17 protein-coding genes are annotated in these 19,012 nt (G+C 71.5%); 8 read left to right on the forward strand and 9 right to left on the reverse strand.

The window, feature by feature from the left end; genetic code table 11:
- Nucleotides 1-108: 108 nt before the first annotated feature.
- Complete coding sequence (locus AC6CKD_RS07370; protein WP_498325950.1) at nt 109-459, reverse strand: hypothetical protein; 351 nt, start codon at nt 457-459, stop codon at nt 109-111.
- Between the two features lie 193 nt (nt 460-652).
- Nucleotides 653-2,884: a catalase/peroxidase HPI gene (katG, locus tag AC6CKD_RS07375; RefSeq protein WP_498325951.1), complete on the reverse strand. Its 2,232-nt coding sequence runs from the start codon at nt 2,882-2,884 to the stop codon at nt 653-655.
- 348 nt (nt 2,885-3,232) lie between these two features.
- Between katG and AC6CKD_RS07380 the strand changes: the two genes are divergently transcribed.
- Complete coding sequence (locus AC6CKD_RS07380) at nt 3,233-3,643, forward strand: Fur family transcriptional regulator (RefSeq protein ID WP_498325952.1); 411 nt, start codon at nt 3,233-3,235, stop codon at nt 3,641-3,643.
- A 120-nt stretch (nt 3,644-3,763) separates the two neighbouring features.
- Here AC6CKD_RS07380 and AC6CKD_RS07385 read toward each other — a convergent pair whose 3' ends face one another.
- Nucleotides 3,764-4,219, reverse strand: a complete 456-nt coding sequence (locus tag AC6CKD_RS07385) for a MarR family winged helix-turn-helix transcriptional regulator (protein ID WP_498325953.1) — start codon at nt 4,217-4,219, stop codon at nt 3,764-3,766.
- A 94-nt stretch (nt 4,220-4,313) separates the two neighbouring features.
- Here AC6CKD_RS07385 and AC6CKD_RS07390 point away from each other — a divergent pair, with 94 nt between their 5' ends.
- Entirely contained in the window at nt 4,314-4,646 is a 333-nt protein-coding gene (locus AC6CKD_RS07390) for a rhodanese-like domain-containing protein (protein WP_498325955.1), read from the forward strand.
- A 189-nt stretch (nt 4,647-4,835) separates the two neighbouring features.
- Nucleotides 4,836-5,039, forward strand: coding sequence for a hypothetical protein (locus AC6CKD_RS07395; RefSeq protein WP_498325956.1), 204 nt, complete (start codon nt 4,836-4,838; stop codon nt 5,037-5,039).
- Nucleotides 5,040-5,088: 49 nt separating this feature from the next.
- On the opposite strand, the gene AC6CKD_RS07400 is transcribed toward AC6CKD_RS07395, so the two are convergent.
- The 3 genes from AC6CKD_RS07400 to AC6CKD_RS07410 form a co-directional block, all read right to left on the reverse strand.
- Nucleotides 5,089-5,985: a geranyl diphosphate 2-C-methyltransferase gene (locus AC6CKD_RS07400; protein WP_498325957.1), complete on the reverse strand. Its 897-nt coding sequence runs from the start codon at nt 5,983-5,985 to the stop codon at nt 5,089-5,091.
- Nucleotides 5,986-6,000: 15 nt separating this feature from the next.
- Nucleotides 6,001-7,299: a family 2 encapsulin nanocompartment cargo protein terpene cyclase gene (locus AC6CKD_RS07405; RefSeq protein WP_498325958.1), complete on the reverse strand. Its 1,299-nt coding sequence runs from the start codon at nt 7,297-7,299 to the stop codon at nt 6,001-6,003.
- A 97-nt stretch (nt 7,300-7,396) separates the two neighbouring features.
- Nucleotides 7,397-8,809: a family 2B encapsulin nanocompartment shell protein gene (locus AC6CKD_RS07410; protein ID WP_498325959.1), complete on the reverse strand. Its 1,413-nt coding sequence runs from the start codon at nt 8,807-8,809 to the stop codon at nt 7,397-7,399.
- A 360-nt stretch (nt 8,810-9,169) separates the two neighbouring features.
- Between AC6CKD_RS07410 and AC6CKD_RS07415 the strand changes: the two genes are divergently transcribed.
- The 5 genes from AC6CKD_RS07415 to xdhC all read left to right on the forward strand — a co-directional run bounded on the left by AC6CKD_RS07415 (nt 9,170) and on the right by xdhC (nt 15,789).
- Nucleotides 9,170-9,388, forward strand: coding sequence for a hypothetical protein (locus AC6CKD_RS07415; protein ID WP_498325960.1), 219 nt, complete (start codon nt 9,170-9,172; stop codon nt 9,386-9,388).
- A 3-nt stretch (nt 9,389-9,391) separates the two neighbouring features.
- Nucleotides 9,392-10,729, forward strand: a complete 1,338-nt coding sequence (locus tag AC6CKD_RS07420; RefSeq protein WP_498325961.1) for a cytochrome P450 — start codon at nt 9,392-9,394, stop codon at nt 10,727-10,729.
- Nucleotides 10,730-11,043: 314 nt separating this feature from the next.
- On the forward strand, nt 11,044-12,519 hold the full coding sequence (locus AC6CKD_RS07425; protein ID WP_498325962.1) for a xanthine dehydrogenase small subunit: 1,476 nt from the start codon (nt 11,044-11,046) through the stop codon (nt 12,517-12,519).
- Nucleotides 12,516-14,915: a xanthine dehydrogenase molybdopterin binding subunit gene (gene xdhB / locus AC6CKD_RS07430; RefSeq protein ID WP_498325963.1), complete on the forward strand. Its 2,400-nt coding sequence runs from the start codon at nt 12,516-12,518 to the stop codon at nt 14,913-14,915. Before AC6CKD_RS07425 ends, xdhB begins: the two co-directional genes overlap by 4 nt.
- 1 nt (nt 14,916) lies before the next feature.
- Nucleotides 14,917-15,789: a xanthine dehydrogenase accessory protein XdhC gene (gene xdhC, locus AC6CKD_RS07435; RefSeq protein WP_498325964.1), complete on the forward strand. Its 873-nt coding sequence runs from the start codon at nt 14,917-14,919 to the stop codon at nt 15,787-15,789.
- A 51-nt stretch (nt 15,790-15,840) separates the two neighbouring features.
- Here the strand turns inward: xdhC and AC6CKD_RS07440 are convergent, their stop codons facing one another.
- From AC6CKD_RS07440 to AC6CKD_RS07450, 3 genes are all read right to left on the reverse strand, one after another.
- Nucleotides 15,841-17,034, reverse strand: coding sequence for an MFS transporter (locus AC6CKD_RS07440; RefSeq protein ID WP_498325965.1), 1,194 nt, complete (start codon nt 17,032-17,034; stop codon nt 15,841-15,843).
- Nucleotides 17,035-17,069: 35 nt separating this feature from the next.
- Complete coding sequence (locus AC6CKD_RS07445) at nt 17,070-17,540, reverse strand: hypothetical protein (protein WP_498325966.1); 471 nt, start codon at nt 17,538-17,540, stop codon at nt 17,070-17,072.
- Between the two features lie 160 nt (nt 17,541-17,700).
- Nucleotides 17,701-18,894 carry a serine hydrolase domain-containing protein gene (locus AC6CKD_RS07450; protein WP_498325968.1) on the reverse strand — a complete coding sequence of 398 codons (1,194 nt, stop codon included), beginning with the start codon at nt 18,892-18,894 and terminating at the stop codon, nt 17,701-17,703.
- Between the last annotated feature and the right edge of the window lie 118 nt (nt 18,895-19,012).

The raw sequence follows: 19,012 nt of genomic DNA on the forward strand, positions 1-19,012 counted from the left end.
CGTGGCCTGCCTCTCGCGACGGCCACGGGCCGCCGTATTGGAAATGGAAACCATTCCCATATAGTAGCCACACGGCACGCCGCGGTGTCACGAGGGGGTGCCCGCGCCTCAGTGGATGACGCTGAAGCTGCGCCAGGGCAGGGCCGCGGGGGCGGTGACGTTCGAGAGGGTCGTGCCCACGTAGGTGCCGTCGACCCGGTCGATCTTGCGGCAGTCTTCCGTCCGGTACAGGACGACGTCCACGAGGGTGTTGTTCTCCACGTGGGTCGCCCCCTTCGGTAGGGCGATCTTCTGGCAGCCCTTGACCGAGGTGTTGATGTAGCTCACCTCGAGCGGCGAGTCGTGGCCGCGGAATTCGAGCATCCCGACGGTGCTCCGGCCCAGGCCCGAGCAGGCGGTGGCCGTCAGCAGCAGCGCTGCCGTTCCCGCGATGATGCCGATACGCCTGCTGTGGGACATGGCGCGGTCCTCGTCTGTGCGGTGATGGCGGTCCTACGCACAGACTGCCCCGGCACGGCGCGGGCGGCTTCCGGTGCTCCGCCGTCCGGGTGAATCCGCCCCGCGGCGACCCACCGGGGGCCGCGGAGCCCACGGACTCCGCCAGGGGTTCCGGACCGGCCGCCGCTCACGACGGCCGGCCCGGACGCCGGGATCAGACGAGGTCGAACCGGTCCAGGTTCATCACCTTGTCCCAGGCGGCGACGAAGTCCTTGACGAACTTCTCCTTCGCGTCGTCGCTCGCGTAGACCTCCGCGAGCGCGCGCAGCTCGGAGTTCGAGCCGAAGACCAGGTCGACGCGGCTGCCGGTCCACTTGACCTTGCCCGTGGCGTCGTCGCGGGCCTCGAAGGTGTTCGCGTCCTCGGAGGTCGGCTTCCAGGTCGTCCCCAGGTCGAGCAGGTTGACGAAGAAGTCGTTGGTGAGGGAGCCGGGGGTGTGGGTGAGGACCCCGAGCGGCGACTGCTGGTGGTTCGCCCCGAGCACCCGCAGGCCGCCCACGAGGACGGTCGTCTCGGGGGCGCTGAGGTTCAGCAGGTTCGCCTTGTCGAGCAGCAGGTACTCGGCGGGGAGGCGGTTGCCCTTGCCGAGGTAGTTGCGGAATCCGTCGGCGGCCGGCTCCAGCGCGGCGAACGACTCCACGTCGGTCTGCTCCTGCGAGGCGTCCACGCGTCCGGGCGTGAACGGCACCCGGATCTCGACACCGCCGTCCTTGGCGGCCTGCTCGACGCCCGCGCCGCCCGCGAGGACGATCAGGTCGGCCAGCGAGATCTGCTTGCCGCCGCTCTGGGCGGCGTTGAAGGACTCCCGGATCCCCTCCAGCGTGCGCAGTACGCCTCCCAGCTCGTCGGGGTTGTTCACCTCCCACCCGCTCTGCGGCTGGAGGCGGATGCGCGCACCGTTGGCGCCGCCGCGCTTGTCGCTGCCCCGGAAGGACGAGGCCGCGGCCCAGGCGGTGGAAACCAGCTGGGACACCGACAGGTCCGAGGCGAGGACCTCGGCCTTGAGGGCGGCCACGTCCGCGTCGTCGACGAGCGGGTGGGTCAGCGCGGGGAGCGGGTCCTGCCACAGCAGGGTCTCGGACGGGACCTCGGGGCCGAGGTAGCGGACGACCGGGCCCATGTCGCGGTGGGTCAGCTTGTACCAGGCACGGGCGAAGGCGTCCGCGAACTCGGCCGGGTTCTCGTGGAAGCGCCGCGAGATCTGCTCGTAGGCCGGGTCGATGCGCAGCGACAGGTCCGTCGTGAGCATCGTCGGGGCGTGGCTCTTCGACGGGTCGTGCGCGTCGGGTACGGTGCCGGCCCCGGCGCCGGCCTTCGGCCGCCACTGGTGGGCGCCGGCGGGGCTCTTGAACAGCTCCCACTCGTAGCCGAAGAGGATGTCGAAGAAGGTGTTGTCCCAGGCGGTCGGGGTGTTCGTCCAGATCCCCTCCAGACCGCTGGTGATGGCATCGCCGCCCTTGCCGGTACCGAAGGAGTTGGCCCAGCCCAGGCCCTGCGCCTCGATCGGGGCGGCCTCGGGGTCGTCGCCGACGCTCTCCGCCGGGCCCGCGCCGTGGGTCTTGCCGAAGGTGTGGCCGCCCGCGATCAGGGCGACGGTCTCCTCGTCGTTCATCGCCATCCGCCGGAACGTCTCGCGGATGTCGCGCGCCGCGGCGATCGGGTCCGGGGTGCCGTTCGGGCCCTCCGGGTTGACGTAGATGAGGCCCATCTGGACGGCGCCGAGAGGGTTCTCCAGCTCGCGGTCGCCGGTGTAGCGCTCGTCGTCGAGCCAGGTGGTCTCGGGACCCCAGTAGACGTCCTCGTCCGGCTCCCAGACGTCGGCCCGTCCGCCGCCGAAGCCGAAGGTCTCGAAGCCCATCGACTCCAGGGCGACGTTGCCCGCCAGGATCATGAGGTCGGCCCACGAGAGGCTCTGGCCGTACTTCTTCTTGACCGGCCACAGCAGGCGGCGGGCCTTGTCCAGGTTGCCGTTGTCCGGCCAGCTGTTGAGGGGGGCGAAGCGCTGCTGTCCGGCGCCGGCGCCGCCGCGGCCGTCGCTGATCCGGTAGGTGCCGGCGCTGTGCCAGGCCATGCGGACCATGAACGGGCCGTAGTGGCCGAAGTCGGCGGGCCACCAGTCCTGCGAGGTGGTCAGCACCTCCGCGATGTCCCGCTTGACCGCCGGCAGGTCGAGCGTGTTGAACGCCGCGGCGTAGTCGAACTCCTCGCCGAGCGGGTTGGCCACGGCGGGGTTCTTGGCAAGGATCTTCAAGTTCAGGCGGTCCGGCCACCACTGGCGGTTTCCGCCGCCCTGGGTCGGGTGCGGGGCGCGGTCGTGCGCGACCGGGCAGCCACCGCCGCCCTCGGCCTTCGCGTCCGTGACGATTGCATCGTGGTTCTCAGACATGGGAATCCTTCCGGACCGGACCAGGCGGTCACGGTGATCAGGAACTGCATGTGATGGAACATTTCGGGGCACGGGACCTGGCAGCGGGCCACGGTTTCACGGTCGTCCTGGCTCCGGGGCGGTCACCGCCGCGGACGGTCTACGTCCGGTCTCGCGCTGCTCCGGACCGTTCCTGTCCCTTGGCTATCAACGCGACCGATCCTACGATGGACGCAATCCAAGTCAAGAACCACACCAAGTCCACACCACATCCTGTCTGATCCCGGACGTCCGCGGGTAGATTCCGGGTACCCCGCCGAACCAGCCCCGCCGAACCAGCCCCGCCGAACCGGAAAATGGTGAGCCGATATGAGTGACCTGCTGGAGCGGCTGCGCGAGCGCGGTTGGCGGATGACCTCCCAGCGGCGCGTGGTCGCCGAGGTGCTCGACGGTGATCACGTACACCTCACGGCCGACGAGGTGCACGCCCGCGCGGCGGAGCGGTTGCCCGAGATCTCCCGGGCCACCGTCTACAACGCCCTGGGCGAACTGGTGTCCCTCGGCGAGGTCATGGAGGTCACCACCGACGGCCGGGCCAAACGGTACGACCCCAACGCGCACCGCCCGCACCAGCACCTCGTGTGCTCCGGCTGCGGCCTGATCCGCGACGTCCACCCCACCGGCGACCCGCTGGCCGGCCTCCCGGCGGGGGACCGCTTCGGATTCACGGTGTCCGGGGTCGAGGTCACCTACCGGGGGCTCTGCGCCACCTGCGCCTGAGGCCCGCCGGCCCGCCGCACGGAGTGGACGTACGGGCCGGCATGAACGCGCCCGTACGCCCACCTCGCGCATGGTGTGCGAGGTGGGCGTAAACCTGAGCGGAGTCGAACGAGCCGGACGTCAGCCGAGCCGGACGTCGGAGTCGGCCTGGGCGACCTTGAACAGCGCCCGGGCGATCACCGCGGCGTCCGCGTCGGTGAGGTGCACGGAGAAGTGCTTCTGGATGCTGCGCATGTAGACCGGGGCCGTCTCCCGATGGGCCTCGACCCCCTGGGGGGTGATGACCGCCCAGGACACCCGTTTGTCATGGGGGTCCGGCAGCTTGTCCACGAGGCCGGCGCGCACCATCTCGTCGATCAGGCGGCTGACCCGGGTGCGGCTGAGGACCACCCGGTTGGCCACCTCCTGCATGCGCAGCCCGTGCTCTCCGGCCGCCTTGAGTTCGAGCAGTACGTCGTACCACGTCAGGGGGATCCGGCCGTCGCGCTGCACGTCGTTCTCGATGGCGCGCACCGCGGTGTTGTGCGCGAGCAGCACCGCCCGCCACGCCTCAAGTCGATCATCCTGTCCCGTCACACCGTGATCCTACTCCCATTGCGTGCGCCCGCACACACTTGTTAAGGTGCGTGCGTACGCACTTATTTGTCCTTGATTTTCGGAGGCTGGCTCCATGGCGGTTCAGAACCTCACCCGCGACGAGGTCAAGCAGAAGCTCGACCGTGGCAACACGGCGGTCGTCGAAGCCCTGCCGGAGCAGTACTACAAGGAGGCGCACCTGCCGGGGGCGCTGCTCCTCCCCCTCGACGACGTCGACGCGCTGGCCCCCGGCCTGCTGCCCGACAAGGACGCCGAGGTGATCGTCTACTGCACCGGCACGACCTGCTCCAACTCGGGGATCGCGGCCGAACGGCTCGCGGAACTCGGCTACTCGAAGGTCTACACGTACAAGGACGGCAAGGAGGACTGGATCGGGGGCGGCCTCCCGACCGAGTCCGGCGTCTGAGCGCCGGCGAGCGGCCCGAGGACAGCAAGGTCTCTCGCTGGAGATCGGGGCGGTCAGGGAGGGCTGACGCCACGCCCCGACCTGCCGGTCCCGGTACGGCACCCGCCGTACCGGGACCACCCCTGCGCCGGGACCATCCTGCCCGCGGCGGGTACCTACCCGGCGACCACCCTGCCCGCGCTCGAAGCGGTGCACGCGGCCAAGTCCCAGTCCCTGCACGCCGGTGAGCGGCTCGACCGCGCGCTGCGCCGCGCCTTCTGGGCGGAGGGCCGCTGCATCTCGATGCGCCACGTGATCCTGGACGTGGCCGGGCAGGGGTTCCCCGTGATCGACCGGGACCGTCCGGGGGTGCACGACGAACTCCTCGCGCACGCCGCCCTGTTGCTGCCCTGAGCGCCGCCCCGTGCAGCCGGGCCCCCCCGGGGGCGGGCCGGCACGGTCGTCAGATCCGGTCGGCCGCGATCAGCACGTACTGGAAGGAGCCGTCCTTGTAGGACTCGATGAACGCCTCCTCGATGCCGGTGACCAGCGAGGACGTGGCCCGCAGCTCCCAGTAGGGCAGGGTCGCGGGAGTCAGGTCGATGACGGCCTGCGGCACGAGGCGGTTGTCGGCCATGGCGCGCAGGTACTCACGGCGGGAGTGGATGTTGCACTCGAAGTGCGCGTTGATCTGCGAGACCCACTTCGAGGGCTGGCCGTACCGCGGGTTCCAGCAGCCGGTGATGGTCACGTACCGGCCACCCACCCGCAGGACGCGGGAGTGCTCGGCGAAGAGGTCGTCCAGGTCGACGTACATGCTCGACTCGTTGTTCCACGAGGCCGCGGCCTGCCCGGTCTCGAAGGGCGTGCCGAGCATGTTGCAGACGCGGGCCCGGACGTGGTCGCCGATGCCCAGCTCGCGGGCGCGCTGGTTGGCGAAGTCGGCCTGCTTCGCGGACAGGGTGACGCCCTCGACGTTGCATCCGAAGCGCTGGTGGGCCATGACCATCGAACCGCCGCGGCCGCAGCCGGCGTCCACGAGCGTGTCCTCGCGGCCGATGGGGCCGAGGTGGTCCAGGAGGAGTTCGGCCTGCGCCGACTCCAGCCGGTGGAGCTCGGCGACCAGCTTCTTCTCGTACGCGCCGTCGCCGGTGTCGCCCAGGGCGGCGTGGTCGACGTCCCCGATGCCGTAGTGGTGGTGGTAGAGGCCGTCCACGTCGCCGAGGCGCAGGTTCACGGGCCTGGCCTCGTTGTTCCAGTAACGGGCGATGTCTCCCTGGTAGGGGGTCGCGGGGCCGGGGATGATCACGGAGGCCGGGGTGGCGCCGTTGGAGCTGGTGGTCAGATCAATGCTGGTCACGAATGAGGTCCGTCCTTACCAGAAGTCGGGCAGGCTGTATCGGTAGGTGTTGCTCTGGTGCCAGTAGTGGTTGCCGTCAACCCAGACGGCGACTCCCCGCAGGAAGCGCAGCACGCTCGGGACCGGACAGGCGGCGGCCAGGGCGGCGGCCTCAGATTCGAAGGCGTGCATGAGGTCGTTGTGGACCTCGACCGCCTTCAGATAGCCCTCCTTGTCGGAGGTCCCCTCCCGGTCCGCGATCACCACGGGGAGGTTCATGTGCCGCCCGGGGGCAGCGAGTTCCTTGGTGTAGGAGTACAGGTCGTTGACGATGGTGGTCGCGTTGCCGGCGAGTGCGATGACCCGCTGCATGGGCGCCTGGGCGTGCAGATCGGCCGGGAGTTCGTACCCGCCGACGGTGTCGGTGATGGTGGGGCAGGGGCGGAAGTTGTTGAACTGCCGCATGGCCAGGTACTCCCACACCTCGGGGACGTACTCCGTCTGGCTCCAGGCCGCCTCGGCGAGGTACCCCAGGTGCAGCCGGGCCATGTCGTGCCGGTAGCGGTCCGCCTGCGAGGGACTGGCCTGCGCGAGGAAGTACTCCATGGCGGAGCTGTAGGCGCGCCGGGGCGCGTCCGACTGGAGCGACCGCGCCCACTGGGGCTCGTACTCCTTCGTCGTGTGGAGGGGGTCGATGGCGGTGTGCGCCAGCAGGAGGCGTCCGCCGAGGCCGATGGGCGAGCCGCCGTGGTCCTCGCAGTAGCAGTCGTCCACCGCGTTCTCGGCGACCATCAGCCGGGTGGCGACCATCAGGTGCTCGACGGTGGGGGCGTCCGGGTGGCAGGCCACCATGTAGCGCCCGACCTGGAAGCCGTCGAACTGCTTCTCCCAGTCTTCGGGGAACAGGTCGACCTCGTCCACCGCCCAGGCCTTGATCCGCCGGCTGACCTCCTCCACCCGCACCGGGTCCGGCTCCGGCACGGGGTGGTGGTAGAGGCCCGGGATCGGGCTTCCGGCCGCCGGTGCCCCGGGCTCCGGAGCCGCCGGGGGTGCGGAGGGCTCCTCCCGGCGGGCCGGGTGCAGGCCCGCCGTGCCCAGGCCGCTGGGTCCGCCCAGGAGCCGCTGCAGGGCGGCGCTCGGGGCGGGTGGGGTGGATGCGGCGGGTGGGGCGGCTGGTGGCGACGGGAGGGACAGGCCGGGCCCTGCGGGCAGGCCCGGCAGTACGGGCAGGCCGCCGGAAGCGTGGGCCTGGGCGCTGCCGAGGACGTGGGCCCCGAACTGGGCCGCGGCGCCGGGCAGGCTCGACTGCAGAGGGGAAGGCCCGGGCTCGGGCATCCGTGACTCCTTGGTGAGGTGGGTGGTCTGTCCGGGATCCCGGGCGCGCCCGTCCGGCCCGGGAGGGTCCGGGCCGTGGGACGGGTCCGCCGGCCTGCTAGTCGGTCCGGCGGGCGATCTGCACGTTCTCCAGGACGCCGAGCGCGTCGGGCACCAGGATGGCGGCGGAGTAGTAGGTGGTGACCAGGTAGGAGATGATCGACTTCTCGTCGATGCCCATGAAGCGGACCGACAGGCCCGGCTCGTACTCCTCGGGCAGGCCGGTCTGGCGCAGCCCGATGACGCCCTGGTTGTCCTCGCCGGTGCGCATGGCGAGGATCGAGCTGGTGTTCTCCTTGGTGATGGGGATCTTGTTGCAGGGCAGGATCGGAACCCCGCGCCAGGCCGGGACCTGCTGGCCGCCCACGTCCACGTGGTCCGGGTAGAGCCCGCGCGCGTTCATCTCGCGGCCGATCGCCGCGATCGTGCGGGGGTGGGCGAGGAACAGCTTGGTGCCCCGGCGGCGGCAGAGGAGCTCGTCCATGTCGTCCGGGGTGGGCGGCCCGGAGTGGGTCTGGATCCGCTGCTTGAAGGCGGCGTTGTGGAGCAGGCCGAACTCCCGGTTGTTCACCAGTTCGTGTTCCTGGCGCTCGCGCAACGCCTCGATGGTGAGGCGCAGTTGCTCCTCGGTCTGGTTCATCGGCCCGTTGTAGAGGTCGGCGACCCTCGTGTGGATCCGCAGGACGGTCTGGGCGATGGAGAGTTCGTACTCGCGCGGCTTCGATTCGTAGTCGACGAAGGTGCCGGGCAGTTCGGCCTCGCCGATGTGGCCGGCCGACATCGCGATCTCGGCCTCGCCGTGCTTGTTCTGCCGCTGCAGGGGCAGCGAGCTGAAACGATCGATGTGCTCCTGGAGGTGCGGCGCGCCGGCCAGGATGCCGGCGAAGTCGGCGCGGGAGAGCGTGAGCAGGGTGCCGGGGGTCTCGGCGGTGGCGGTGTAGTCCCAGCGGGCGTCGGAGTCCAGCAGGGCGTTCTCGCCGAACCGGTCGCCGTCGGCGAGCACCGCGACGGAGATCTCGTCGCCGTACTTGCCCGCGGAGGTCTGGCTGATGCGGCCGTGGGCGATCAAGTGGATCTGCTCGGCGGGAGCACCCCGCTCGACCAGCACCTCACCGGCACGGAAGTCGCGCTGGACGCAGCGGCCGGCGATCGCCGCCAGCACCTCCTCGTCGTCGAAGCCGCGCAGCAGGGCCAGCTCGCCGAGTTCGCGCGGGATCACCTGGACGCGGGCACCGTCCTGGACGAACTCGATGCTCCCGTCGCCGACGGTGTAGCTCAGCCGGCGGTTCACCCGGTAGGCGCCGCCCTTGGTCTCCACCCAGGGGAGCATCCTCAGCAGCCAGCGGGAGGTGATCTCCTGCATCTGCGGGGCCGACTTGGTCGTGGTGGCAAGGTTGCGGGCGGCCGACGTGCCCAGGCTGGACTGCTTGGGCGGATCCAGCTGTGCTTCCGGGCTGGTGTCAACAGTCATCGGTCGAGCTCTCCTTCATCAGCGGGGAAAGGAAGGCGAACGTCTGGGCGTCCGTCCAGATCCCGGGGAACCGTAACGGCGCAGATCCCCGCCCCACCGTGAAAAAACGTTGCCGTTGCTTCGTTCCGGTGATCCTGTCCCGCCCGGGGTTTGTTTCGCGGACCGGCGACATTCAGCCGGGTCCTCACGACTGTCCCGCCGGGCCGGTCGCAGCCGAAAGCCGGGCAGTGTGGCACAAACGGTCCGGGCTGTCACGTCACGTGATCCCGGGGCGTGCCCCCGGGGTCGGCGGGATGGCGCAATGAGTCCAACGGACAGGGCGGACCCGCCGCCCCGCACCCCAGAACAAGGAGGACAGCCATGGCTGCCCTGATCCCCCTGCGCAAGTCGCTCCTCATCGCCGTCTCCGCCGTCGCCGCGCTCCTCGGCGCCGGATCGGCCCACGCCGCGTCGGGCTCCGCCCACCTGGCCAACGACCCCTCCGGAGCGAAGGTGCAACGCAGCAGTCCGGTGAAGAGCGCGCTCGGTGGCCAGGACACTTCCACCGCGTATTACTACTACTACGTACAGGGACGCTAGCCCGTGCTGTCGACCCGCGTGCCGCCCGGCCCCCCGGGGGCCGGGCGGCACGGCAACAGGCGTGCGTTCGAGCGTGACCGCCTCGGCTTCCTCCTCGACCAGCAGCAGTACGGAGACCTCGTCCGCGTCGACGACGACCTGTACCTCGTGAACTCACCCGCCCTCGCCGAGCAGGTGCTCAAGCACACCAACACCACGTACACCATCGCGCGCGACCTGCTGGGCGAGGCGACCGACGGAGGCCGCGCCTCCGAAGACCTGGCCCTGTGGATGCGGGCCCGCGCCCTGGCGGGCCGTGGCCTGAACCGGACCGGTACGCGGGCCGCCGGCGACAGCCTCGCCGCCACCGTCACCCGTCATGCGGACAGCTGGGGCGCACGCGGCAGGATCGAGGCGATCCCCGCCCTGGAAGACCTCACCGCCCACCTCATCGCGGAATTCTGCCTCGGCCCCGAGACGGGAGCGGTCCCCGACCTCCTGGCCCGCCTGCAGGACGCGCTGCTGCCTCCCGCCCTGCCCCTGCCCGCCCGCTGGCACGCACCGCGCCGACACCGGCTCCGCCGCGCCTCCCGCGAGCTCGCCGAGGAGGTCTCCGCCCTGATGCGCCGGCGGCGCGACACGCGGCGGGACGACTCCCCGCCCGCGGTCGCGGACCTGCTCGACACCGCCTGCGAGGAGGGCGCACTCACCCGCGAGGGCGCGACCAGCGTGATCGTCGCCAACCTGTTCGCCGCCCACGAGACCACCGCGGCCGCGCTCGCCTGGCTGCTGCTCCTCCTCGACCGGCACCCGCACCTCCGTCGGCGGGTACGGGACGAGGCCGACCGGGAACTCGCGGGCCGGCCCCCCACCGCGGCCGACGTGCCCCGGCTGCCCGTCGCCGGGGCCGTCGTGAAGGAGACCCTCCGGCTCTATCCCCCGCTCTGGCTCGTCCAGCGGACCGTGGAAGAGCCCACCGAACTCGCCGGCTACCCGCTCCGCCGCGGCCAGCGGGTGGGCATCAGCCCCTTCGTCCTCCACCGCGACCCGCACCACTACGACCGGCCCGCCACGTTCGACCCGGACCGCTGGATCGAGCGCCCCGCCACTCCCCTGCCGAAGTACGCGTTCATGCCCTTCGGGGGCGGGCCGCGCAACTGCCTCGGCACGCACTTCGCCACCACGGCCATGACCATCGCCGCCGCGGTCCTCACCCGCGACCACCGGATCACCCAGTCCCCCGGCACCACGACGGCCTTCGACACCCGCACGATCCTCCAGCCGCGCGGCCTCACCCTCGACGTCGCCGGCCTTCCCCGAATCGGCACGCATGTGCTTGACCGATCAATCTTCGGCACGTAACTTCGAGCGCACCAACTCGAGAGCCACTGGAAGGAGGCGAAGCCGGATGTCGACCATCTCCGTACCGCTTCGCCTCGCACACCAGACCGCCTGGGCTCCGGGTCGGGTAGCACACGGCTGCTGAATAGCCCCTTTCCCGGCGTGCCCGATCGCGGCCCCGGAGATTTTCCACCACTCTGTCATCACTTGCGGCGCCTCCTCGCGTGCCGATTCGCCGCGCTCCGGGTTGTCGAGCCGCGGCCACTGAACGAGAAAGCTCCTGCCATGGCAACTAGGACAGTCCGATCGACCGCGCCCCGGAACGGGGACGTGCCGTGGTAGCGGCGCGGATCACGGTCAACGGGAAAGAAGCACCTATCTCTCCGGCCGCAACCCACACCACGGTGCTGGACTTCTTGCGCGACCGCGGCCTCACCGGCACCAAGGAGGGCTGCGCCGAGGGGGAATGCGGCGCCTGTTCGGTGCTCGTGGCCCGGCCCGGGGTGAACAAGCCCACCGACTGGGTGGCGGTCAACGCCTGCCTGGTTCCGGTCGCGGCGCTCGACGGCCAGGAAGTGGTCACCTCCGAAGGCCTCGCCACCGTCGACGCGTCCGGCGCACCCACCGCACTGCACCCCGTGCAGGAGGAGATGGCCGTCCGCGGCGGATCCCAATGCGGTTACTGCACACCGGGGTTCATCTGCAGCATGGCCTCCGAGTACTACCGGCCCGACCGCTGCGCACACGCCGACCCTGCCGCGGACCCTGCCGAAGGAGCCGACTCCGAGCACGGTCCGAACGGTTTCGATCTGCACGCGCTGAGCGGAAACCTCTGCCGCTGCACCGGCTACCGCCCGATCCGCGATGCCGCGTTCGCCGTCGGGTCGCCCACCGAGGACGACGTCCTGGCGCAGCGCCGTGAGCAGTCCCCGCCCGAGGCGGCCGCCACCGAATACACCCAGGACGACGGCGTGTTCCTGCGGCCCGGAACCCTCGCGGAAGCGGTGCGGCTGCTGCGCGAGCGGCCCGAGGCGGTCGTGGTCGCCGGCAGCACCGACTGGGGCGTGGAGGTGAACATCCGTTCCCGCCGGGCCGATTGCGTGGTCGCGGTCGACAGGCTGCCCGAACTGCGGGAGCTGCGCGTCGAGTCCGGTCACATCGAGATCGGGGCGGCTCAGACGCTCACGGAGATCGAACGCCGCCTCGACGGCAGCGTCCCGCTCCTGGCGGAGCTGTTCCCGCAGTTCGCGTCCCGGCTCATCCGCAACAGTGCGACCCTCGGCGGCAACCTGGGTACCGGCTCGCCCATCGGTGACAGCCCGCCGGTGCTGCTCGCGCTGGAGGCCTCGCTGCTGCTGGCCGGCGCGGACGGTGAGCGCGAGGTCCCGCTGGCCGACTACTTCAGCGGCTACCGGCAGAGCGTGCGCCGCCCCGGCGAGCTGATCCGCGCGGTGCGCGTCCCGCTGCCGCTGGCGCCCGTCACGGCCTTCCACAAGATCGCCAAGCGGCGCTTCGACGACATCTCCAGCGTGGCGGTCGCCTTCGCCCTCGACATCGAGGACGGGATCGTCCGCAAGGCGCGCATCGGTCTGGGCGGCGTGGCCGCCACCCCGGTCCGCGCGCTCGCCACCGAGGCGGCCCTGGAAGGCAACGCCTGGACGGCACAGACCGTCGAGGCCGCGGCCCGGATCCTGCGGTCCGAGGGCACCCCGCTGGACGATCACCGCGCCAGCGCCCTCTACCGCTCCGCGATGCTCGGCCAGAGCCTGCTCAAGCTGTACGCGCAAACCACCGAGGCGGTGTCGTCATGAGCCAGTTGTCCCAGCGTCCCGAAAAGCCCGTCGTCGGGGTTTCGATGCCGCACGAGAGTGCCAACCTGCACGTCACCGGTGCGGCGCTCTACACCGACGACCTGGTCCACCGCACCAAGGACGTCCTGCACGCCTACCCGGTCCAGGTCATGAAGGCCCACGGCAGGATCACGGCGCTGCGCACCGAGCCGGCGCTCGCCGTGCCGGGTGTGGTCCGCGTACTGACCGGGGCCGACGTGCCCGGCGTCAACGACGCCGGGATGAAGCACGACGAGCCGCTCTTCCCCGACGCGGTCATGTTCCACGGCCACGCGGTCGCCTGGGTCCTGGGCGAGAGCGTGGAGGCGGCCCGGCTCGGTGCGGCGGCCGTCGAGGTGGAACTGGACGAGGCACCCTCCGTGATCTCCCTGCGGGAGGCGATCGAGACCGAGAGCTTCCACGGTGCCCGTCCCCTGATGGTGACCGGTGACGTGGACGCCGGCTTCGACGATTCCGCGCACGTGTTCACCGGCGAGTTCCAGTTCTCCGACCAGGAGCACTTCTACCTCGAAACGCACGCGGCGCTCGCTCTCCTCGACGAGAACGGGCAGATGTTCGTCCAGAGCAGCACCCAGCACCCCTCCGAGACCCAGGAGATCGTCGCCCACGTACTCGGCCTGCACAGCCACGAGGTGACCGTGCAGTGCCTGCGGATGGGTGGCGGCTTCGGCGGCAAGGAGATGCAGCCGCACGGGTTCGCGGCCGTCGCCGCGCTCGGCGCCAAGCTCACCGGCCGGCCGGTCCGGGTACGGCTCAACCGGACCCAGGACCTGACCATGTCCGGCAAGCGCCACGGATTCCACGCCACGTGGAAGATCGGCTTCGACACCGAGGGCCGCATCCAGGCCCTGGACGCCACCTTGACCGCCGACGGCGGCTGGAGCCTGGACCTGTCCGAGCCCGTGGTGGCCCGCGCCCTGTGCCACATCGACAACACCTACTGGATCCCCAACGCCCGCATCGCCGGCCGCATCGCCAGGACCAACAAGGTCTCCAACACCGCCTTCCGCGGTTTCGGCGGACCCCAGGGCATGCTGGTGATCGAGGACATCATGGGCCGGTGCGCGCCGCTGCTCGGCCTGGATCCGATGGAGCTGCGCGAGCGCAACTTCTACCGGCAGGGCCAGTCGACGCCGTACGGGCAGCCCGTCCCGCACCCCGAGCGGATCTCCGTCATCTGGCAGCAGGTCAAGGACGACGCCTCCCTGGCCGGGCGCAAGCGCGAGATCGCGGCCTTCAACGCCGCGCACCCGAACACCAAGCGGGCGCTCGCGATGACCGGGATCAAGTTCGGCATCTCCTTCAACCTCACCGCCTTCAACCAGGCCGGCGCGCTGGTGCTCGTCTACAAGGACGGCTCCGTCCTGATCAACCACGGCGGCACCGAGATGGGGCAGGGCCTGCACACCAAGATGCTGCAGGTGGCCGCGACCACGCTCGGCATCCCGCTGCACAAGGTGCGGCTGGCCCCCACGCGCACGGACAAGGTGCCCAACACCTCCGCCACCGCCGCCAGTGCGGGGGCGGACCTCAACGGCGCGGCGGTGAAGAACGCCTGCGAGCAGATCCGCGAGCGGCTGCTCCAGGTGGCCGGCACGCAGCTCGGTACGAACGCCTCGGACGTGCGCATCGTCGAGGGCGTCGCGCGCGCCCTCGGCAACGACAGGGAACTGGCCTGGGACGACCTGGTGCGCACCGCGTACTTCCAGCGGGTCCAGCTCTCGGCGGCCGGTTTCTACCGGACCGAGGGCCTGCACTGGGACGCGAAGGCGTTCCACGGCTCGCCGTTCAAGTACTTCTCCTACGGCGCCGCGGCGACCGAGGTGGAAGTGGACGGCTTCACCGGCGCGTACCGGATCCGGCGGGTGGACATCGTCCACGATGTCGGCGACAGCCTCTCCCCGATGATCGACATCGGTCAGGTCGAGGGCGGGTTCGTCCAGGGCGCGGGCTGGCTGACGCTGGAGGACATGCGCTGGGACTCCGGCGACGGCCCGAACCGCGGCCGCCTGCTGACCCAGGCCGCGAGCACCTACAAGCTGCCGAGCTTCTCGGAGATGCCCGAAGAGTTCAACGTCAGGCTGCTGGAGAACGCCACCGAGGAGGGCGCGGTCTACGGTTCCAAGGCGGTGGGTGAGCCCCCGCTGATGCTGGCCTTCTCCGTACGGGAGGCCTTGCGGCAGGCGGCCGCCGCGTTCGGGCCCGCCGGGATCAGCGTGGAGCTGGCCTCGCCGGCCACGCCCGAGGCGGTGTACTGGGCGGTCGAGTCGGCCCGCCGGGGCGGTGCGCTCGGCGACGGGCGAGCGCCGGACGCCAGCGGGATCCCCGCCGACGCAAGCGCTTTGAGCAATGTCTGACATGAGCTGGGTCGCCGCGGTCGCGCGGTTGCGGGCACGCCGGGAACCCGGCGTGCTCGTGACCGTCGCGGCCGTGCGCGGCCACGCGCCCCGGCGGGCCGGTGCCAAGCTCGTCGTGGGGCGGACCGGGACCTGGGGTTCGATCGGCGGCGGCAACATCGAGGCGGTCGCCATCGACCGGGCGCGCGAACTGAGCGGCGCGGCCGATCCGGAGCCGGAGCTGACGGAGTTCGCCCTGAACGACAAGGTCACCAGCCGGCACGGCGTGCAGTGCTGCGGCGGAGCCGTCACCGTGCTGCTCGAACCGCTGCCGGTGGTCCAGGCGGTGGCCGTCTTCGGCGTCGGGCACGTCGGACTGGAACTGGCGCGCATCCTGGCCCGCCAGGACCTCGACCTGCACCTCGTCGACAGCCGCCCCGACATGCTCACCGGAGAACGGCTCGGCGTGCTCTCGGACGCGGTGGCGCAGGTCCACGTGCACCACACCCCGCTGCTTCCGGAGACGGTGCTCGGGGAGCTGCCGCCCGGCACCCACGTCCTGATCATGACGCACGATCACGCCGAGGACGCCGCGCTGTGCGACGCCGCCCTGCGCACCACCGGTCTCGGCTCGATCGGCCTGATCGGCTCGTCCGCGAAGTGGGCTCGGTTCCGGCAGCGCCTGGCCACGGAGGGCGGTCACGACGCCGGCACCATCGACCGGATCACGACCCCGATCGGAATGACCGAGATCACGGGGAAGGAGCCCGCCACGATCGCGGTGAGCGTCGCGGCCGACCTGCTCCGCACCTTCGAGCGGGACCGCCAGTGGGCGGTCCCGGTCCCGAACGCCCTTGCCGAGGTGGCGTACCCCACGGCCGCCGGCAGCGCGTGAGTCCCCGCGGATCCACGCGCCCCCGGCGGCCGCTCCGGCGGTCTCGCCCGCTCAGCTCGCGGTGATCCGCGCGGGGCGCCTGATCAGGTAGCCGCCCGCGGCCAGGACGAGCACCGCCATGCACGCGATGAACACCAGTCCCGCACCCTCCAGCCCGAGGGGGCCTTCCAGGACTCCCACCCCGATCACGGGCAGCGAGATGCCCGTGTACGCCACCAGGAACAGGGTGGAGATCACGGCTGCCCGCTGGTCCGGGGGAGACGCCCCGGCCACCGCGGACAGTGCCCCGCGGAAGGCCAGCCCCTGCCCGAGTCCGCTGACCAGGGCGCTCAGCACCACCAGCGGCAGCAGGTCCCACCACAGCGCGCCCGCGAGCAGCGCCAGCCCGGCGAGGAGCACGGCGCACCCCAGCGGCAGCGAGCGTTCGACCCCGACCCGGCCGACCGCCAGCTGCCCGGCGGTCGAGGCGAAGAAGGCCAGCGCGACCACCAGCCCGCTCGCGGCGCGGTTGTGCACGTCCAGGGACTGGGCGAGGAACGCCGGGCTGACGGAGGTGAACACCCCGAACAGGGCGAACCCCACGAACGCGGCGATCGCGGCCGGCGCGAACACCGCCCGCACCTGCGGGGGCAGCGCGGGCCGTTGTGGTCGTACGGTGTTCAGCGGCCGCCGGTCGCGTACCGTCTCCGGCAGCCGCAGCAGGACGACGGCCGCGCCCGCCACGAGCGCGAGGTGCACCGCGAACGGCAGGTACAGCGGCCAGGAGGCGTACTGCGAGAGGACTCCGGCGAGCAGCGGACCGCAGCCCAGTCCGCCCATGTTGGCGGCCGTCGCCACGAACGTGGCCCGCGAGGCGCCGCCGGGCGGTGCCAGCTCCATCACGTACGCCGTGGCGGCCCCGGTGAACAGGCCGGCGGACAGACCCGACAGCAGCCGTCCCGCGTACAGCCAGGGCATCGCGTCGGCGCACAGGAAGCAGACGGCGCTCACGGCGGCGAACGCCAGCCCCGCCAGCAGCACCGGCCGCCGGCCCACGGCGTCGGAGGCATTGCCGGCCAGCAGCAGTACGCCGATGACCCCGAAGGCGTACACGGCGTACACCACGGTCACCATCAGGGCGGAGAAGCCGAACTTCTCCTGGTAGAGCCCGTAGAGGGGGGTCGGCAGCGTGGTACCTGCCATGCACACCGCGAACACCGCCCCGCTCAGCAGGCACGGGCGCCACCCTTGTCGATCAAGGTCCATGCGGCCGACCGTAACCTGGGAGCCCCGCGTTCGCGTCAGTACACCAACGTGTACGTCACGTCTTTGGGGACCGGGTCCGGTGCGGTGTCGGTGTAGAGGAGCCGGATCATGGTGAACCGCCGGAGATCGGGGTGCTCGGGCCAGGCCTGCGGGTTGCTCAGGGTCACGGTGACCGGGTAGGCGTGGAAGCGGCCGGCCGCACAGTACGGGCGGCAGTCGTTGACCATGTCGGTACCGGTGGCCGTGGCGCGGTCCGGCCCCCAGGTCTGCCATCGGAGACCGACGAGCCGGTTGTTCCCGTCGCCGCAGGCCAGGAGGTACTCCGCGGGCCGCATCTGGGCCTGCGAGAAGCAGTCGACGACCACGACCGGGTCCCCGGGGACCGGTGTCCGGGCCGGGGACGCGGCGCCGGTGTGCGCGGAGGCCGGCAGCACGGTGTGCGCGGAGGCCGGCAGCACGGTGACGGCCATCGCCGCCACGGCGCACAGCAGGGTCGCGGTCCGCATCCGGCGACGGGATGCGCGTGTGGGACGGCCACCTGCGGAAACGTTCACGGAAGACCTTCCTCGCCACTCTGCGCGCCGCCGGCACCACCGGGGTACTCCCAGCTTCCCCCACCGGGGTGAAGCCCGCACCCGCGGGAGCCCCGCGGGTGCGGGCGCCGGGTCACTTGCGCAGCAGGGCGCAGACGAAGTCCTCCTGGACCTCCCGGACCTGTGCGAGCAGGTCCGGGTTGATGGTCAGGGACGTCTGCGTGGTGATCGAGAAGGTCAGCGAGCGCCGGCCGTCCGCCGTGGCCGCCACGAGCTGCGTGTAGCCGGCCGTGTTGCCGGTGTGGCCGTACACCGTTCCGCAGCGCGTGGTGTAGCGGAAGATCGCCAGGCCCGCCTCGGTGCGGCCGGGGCCGGGGGGCTGGGACAGGGCGCCGGGGATGAACGTGAACTGCTGGCGCCGGGTGCGCTCCGAGACGAGGGTGCCGCCCGCATAGCCGCGGATGAAGGCGGTCAGGTCCTTCGGCGTGGAGACGATGCCTCCGGACGCCCAGGCCCCCGAGGCGCCCACGGCCTCGCTGACGTCGATGGGCCCTTCCTCCGGATCGATCTGGTAGCCGTGGAGGTAGGGCTCGGGCAGCCGGTATCCCTGGGGCAGGCTCGTGGCCTGCATGCCCAGCGGCTCGTAGACGAGCTCGCGCAACAGCTCCTCGTACCGGCGTCCGGTGGCGGCCTCGGCCATGAGGGCGACGGCGATGTTGTCGGAGTTGGAGTACGCGTAGCGGCTGCCCGGCTGGAAGGCGAGGTCCTGGTCCGCGACGAACTCCAGCAGGCGGCGGGAGTCGAAGCGGTGGCGGGGGTCCTCGGAGACGATGTCGATGAACCCCTGCGAGGAGGAGTAGTCCGGCAACCCGCTGGAGTGATGGAGCAGCTGGCGGAGCGTCACCTGATGCCAGGCGGCCGGCTGCCCGGGCAGCACCTCACCGATCGTGTCGTCGAGGTGCAGCCGGCCGCGGTCGACGAGCCCGAGGGCCACCGCTCCGCTGAAGGCCTTGGCGACGCTGGCGATCCGCATGTGGTCCGTGGCCCGCGGCGGCCGGCCGCTCTCCACGTCGGCCACGCCCGCCCGGTAGACCTCTGTACGGTCCCCGTCGCGCAGGACGGCGATGACCCCGGGGGGTCCGTCGGGCCGTTCCACCAGCTCGCGCAGCTCCTGGTGGAGGGCGGCCCCGGCGGGCGGATTGCGGTCCGCTCCGGCCTGTGCGGGCTGCACGGAGACGGCGAGCAGGGCGCTGCACACAGCGGTGGCGGCCGCCAGGCGCAGCGAAGGGCGGAGCCGGCCGGAGTGGCCGTGCGGGCGTCGGGACACGGAGGTACCTCCCGGGGAAGACGGACGCGGGGGCCCACGATGGCAGGGGCCGTAGCGTCACCGGCGGCGACACGGCCGCACACCGGCGGGCCGTGGCCCGTCCGGCCCTGCGCGGCCG

It is taken from the genome of Streptomyces sp. GQ60, assembly GCF_059758875.1.

What these genes read in the sequence shown, in the direction of transcription:
- AC6CKD_RS07415 (WP_498325960.1), top strand. Translation starts at nt 9,170, where the DNA reads ATGGCTGCCCTGATCCCCCTGCGCAAGTCGCTCCTCATCGCCGTCTCC.
- AC6CKD_RS07380 (WP_498325952.1), top strand. Translation starts at nt 3,233, where the DNA reads ATGAGTGACCTGCTGGAGCGGCTGCGCGAGCGCGGTTGGCGGATGACC.
- AC6CKD_RS07410 (WP_498325959.1), bottom strand. Translation starts at nt 8,809, where the DNA reads ATGACTGTTGACACCAGCCCGGAAGCACAGCTGGATCCGCCCAAGCAG.
- AC6CKD_RS07440 (WP_498325965.1), bottom strand. Translation starts at nt 17,034, where the DNA reads ATGGACCTTGATCGACAAGGGTGGCGCCCGTGCCTGCTGAGCGGGGCG.
- xdhB (WP_498325963.1), top strand. Translation starts at nt 12,516, where the DNA reads ATGAGCCAGTTGTCCCAGCGTCCCGAAAAGCCCGTCGTCGGGGTTTCG.
- AC6CKD_RS07390 (WP_498325955.1), top strand. Translation starts at nt 4,314, where the DNA reads ATGGCGGTTCAGAACCTCACCCGCGACGAGGTCAAGCAGAAGCTCGAC.
- AC6CKD_RS07405 (WP_498325958.1), bottom strand. Translation starts at nt 7,299, where the DNA reads ATGCCCGAGCCCGGGCCTTCCCCTCTGCAGTCGAGCCTGCCCGGCGCC.
- katG (WP_498325951.1), bottom strand. Translation starts at nt 2,884, where the DNA reads ATGTCTGAGAACCACGATGCAATCGTCACGGACGCGAAGGCCGAGGGC.
- AC6CKD_RS07445 (WP_498325966.1), bottom strand. Translation starts at nt 17,540, where the DNA reads ATGCGGACCGCGACCCTGCTGTGCGCCGTGGCGGCGATGGCCGTCACC.
- xdhC (WP_498325964.1), top strand. Translation starts at nt 14,917, where the DNA reads ATGAGCTGGGTCGCCGCGGTCGCGCGGTTGCGGGCACGCCGGGAACCC.
- AC6CKD_RS07370 (WP_498325950.1), bottom strand. Translation starts at nt 459, where the DNA reads ATGTCCCACAGCAGGCGTATCGGCATCATCGCGGGAACGGCAGCGCTG.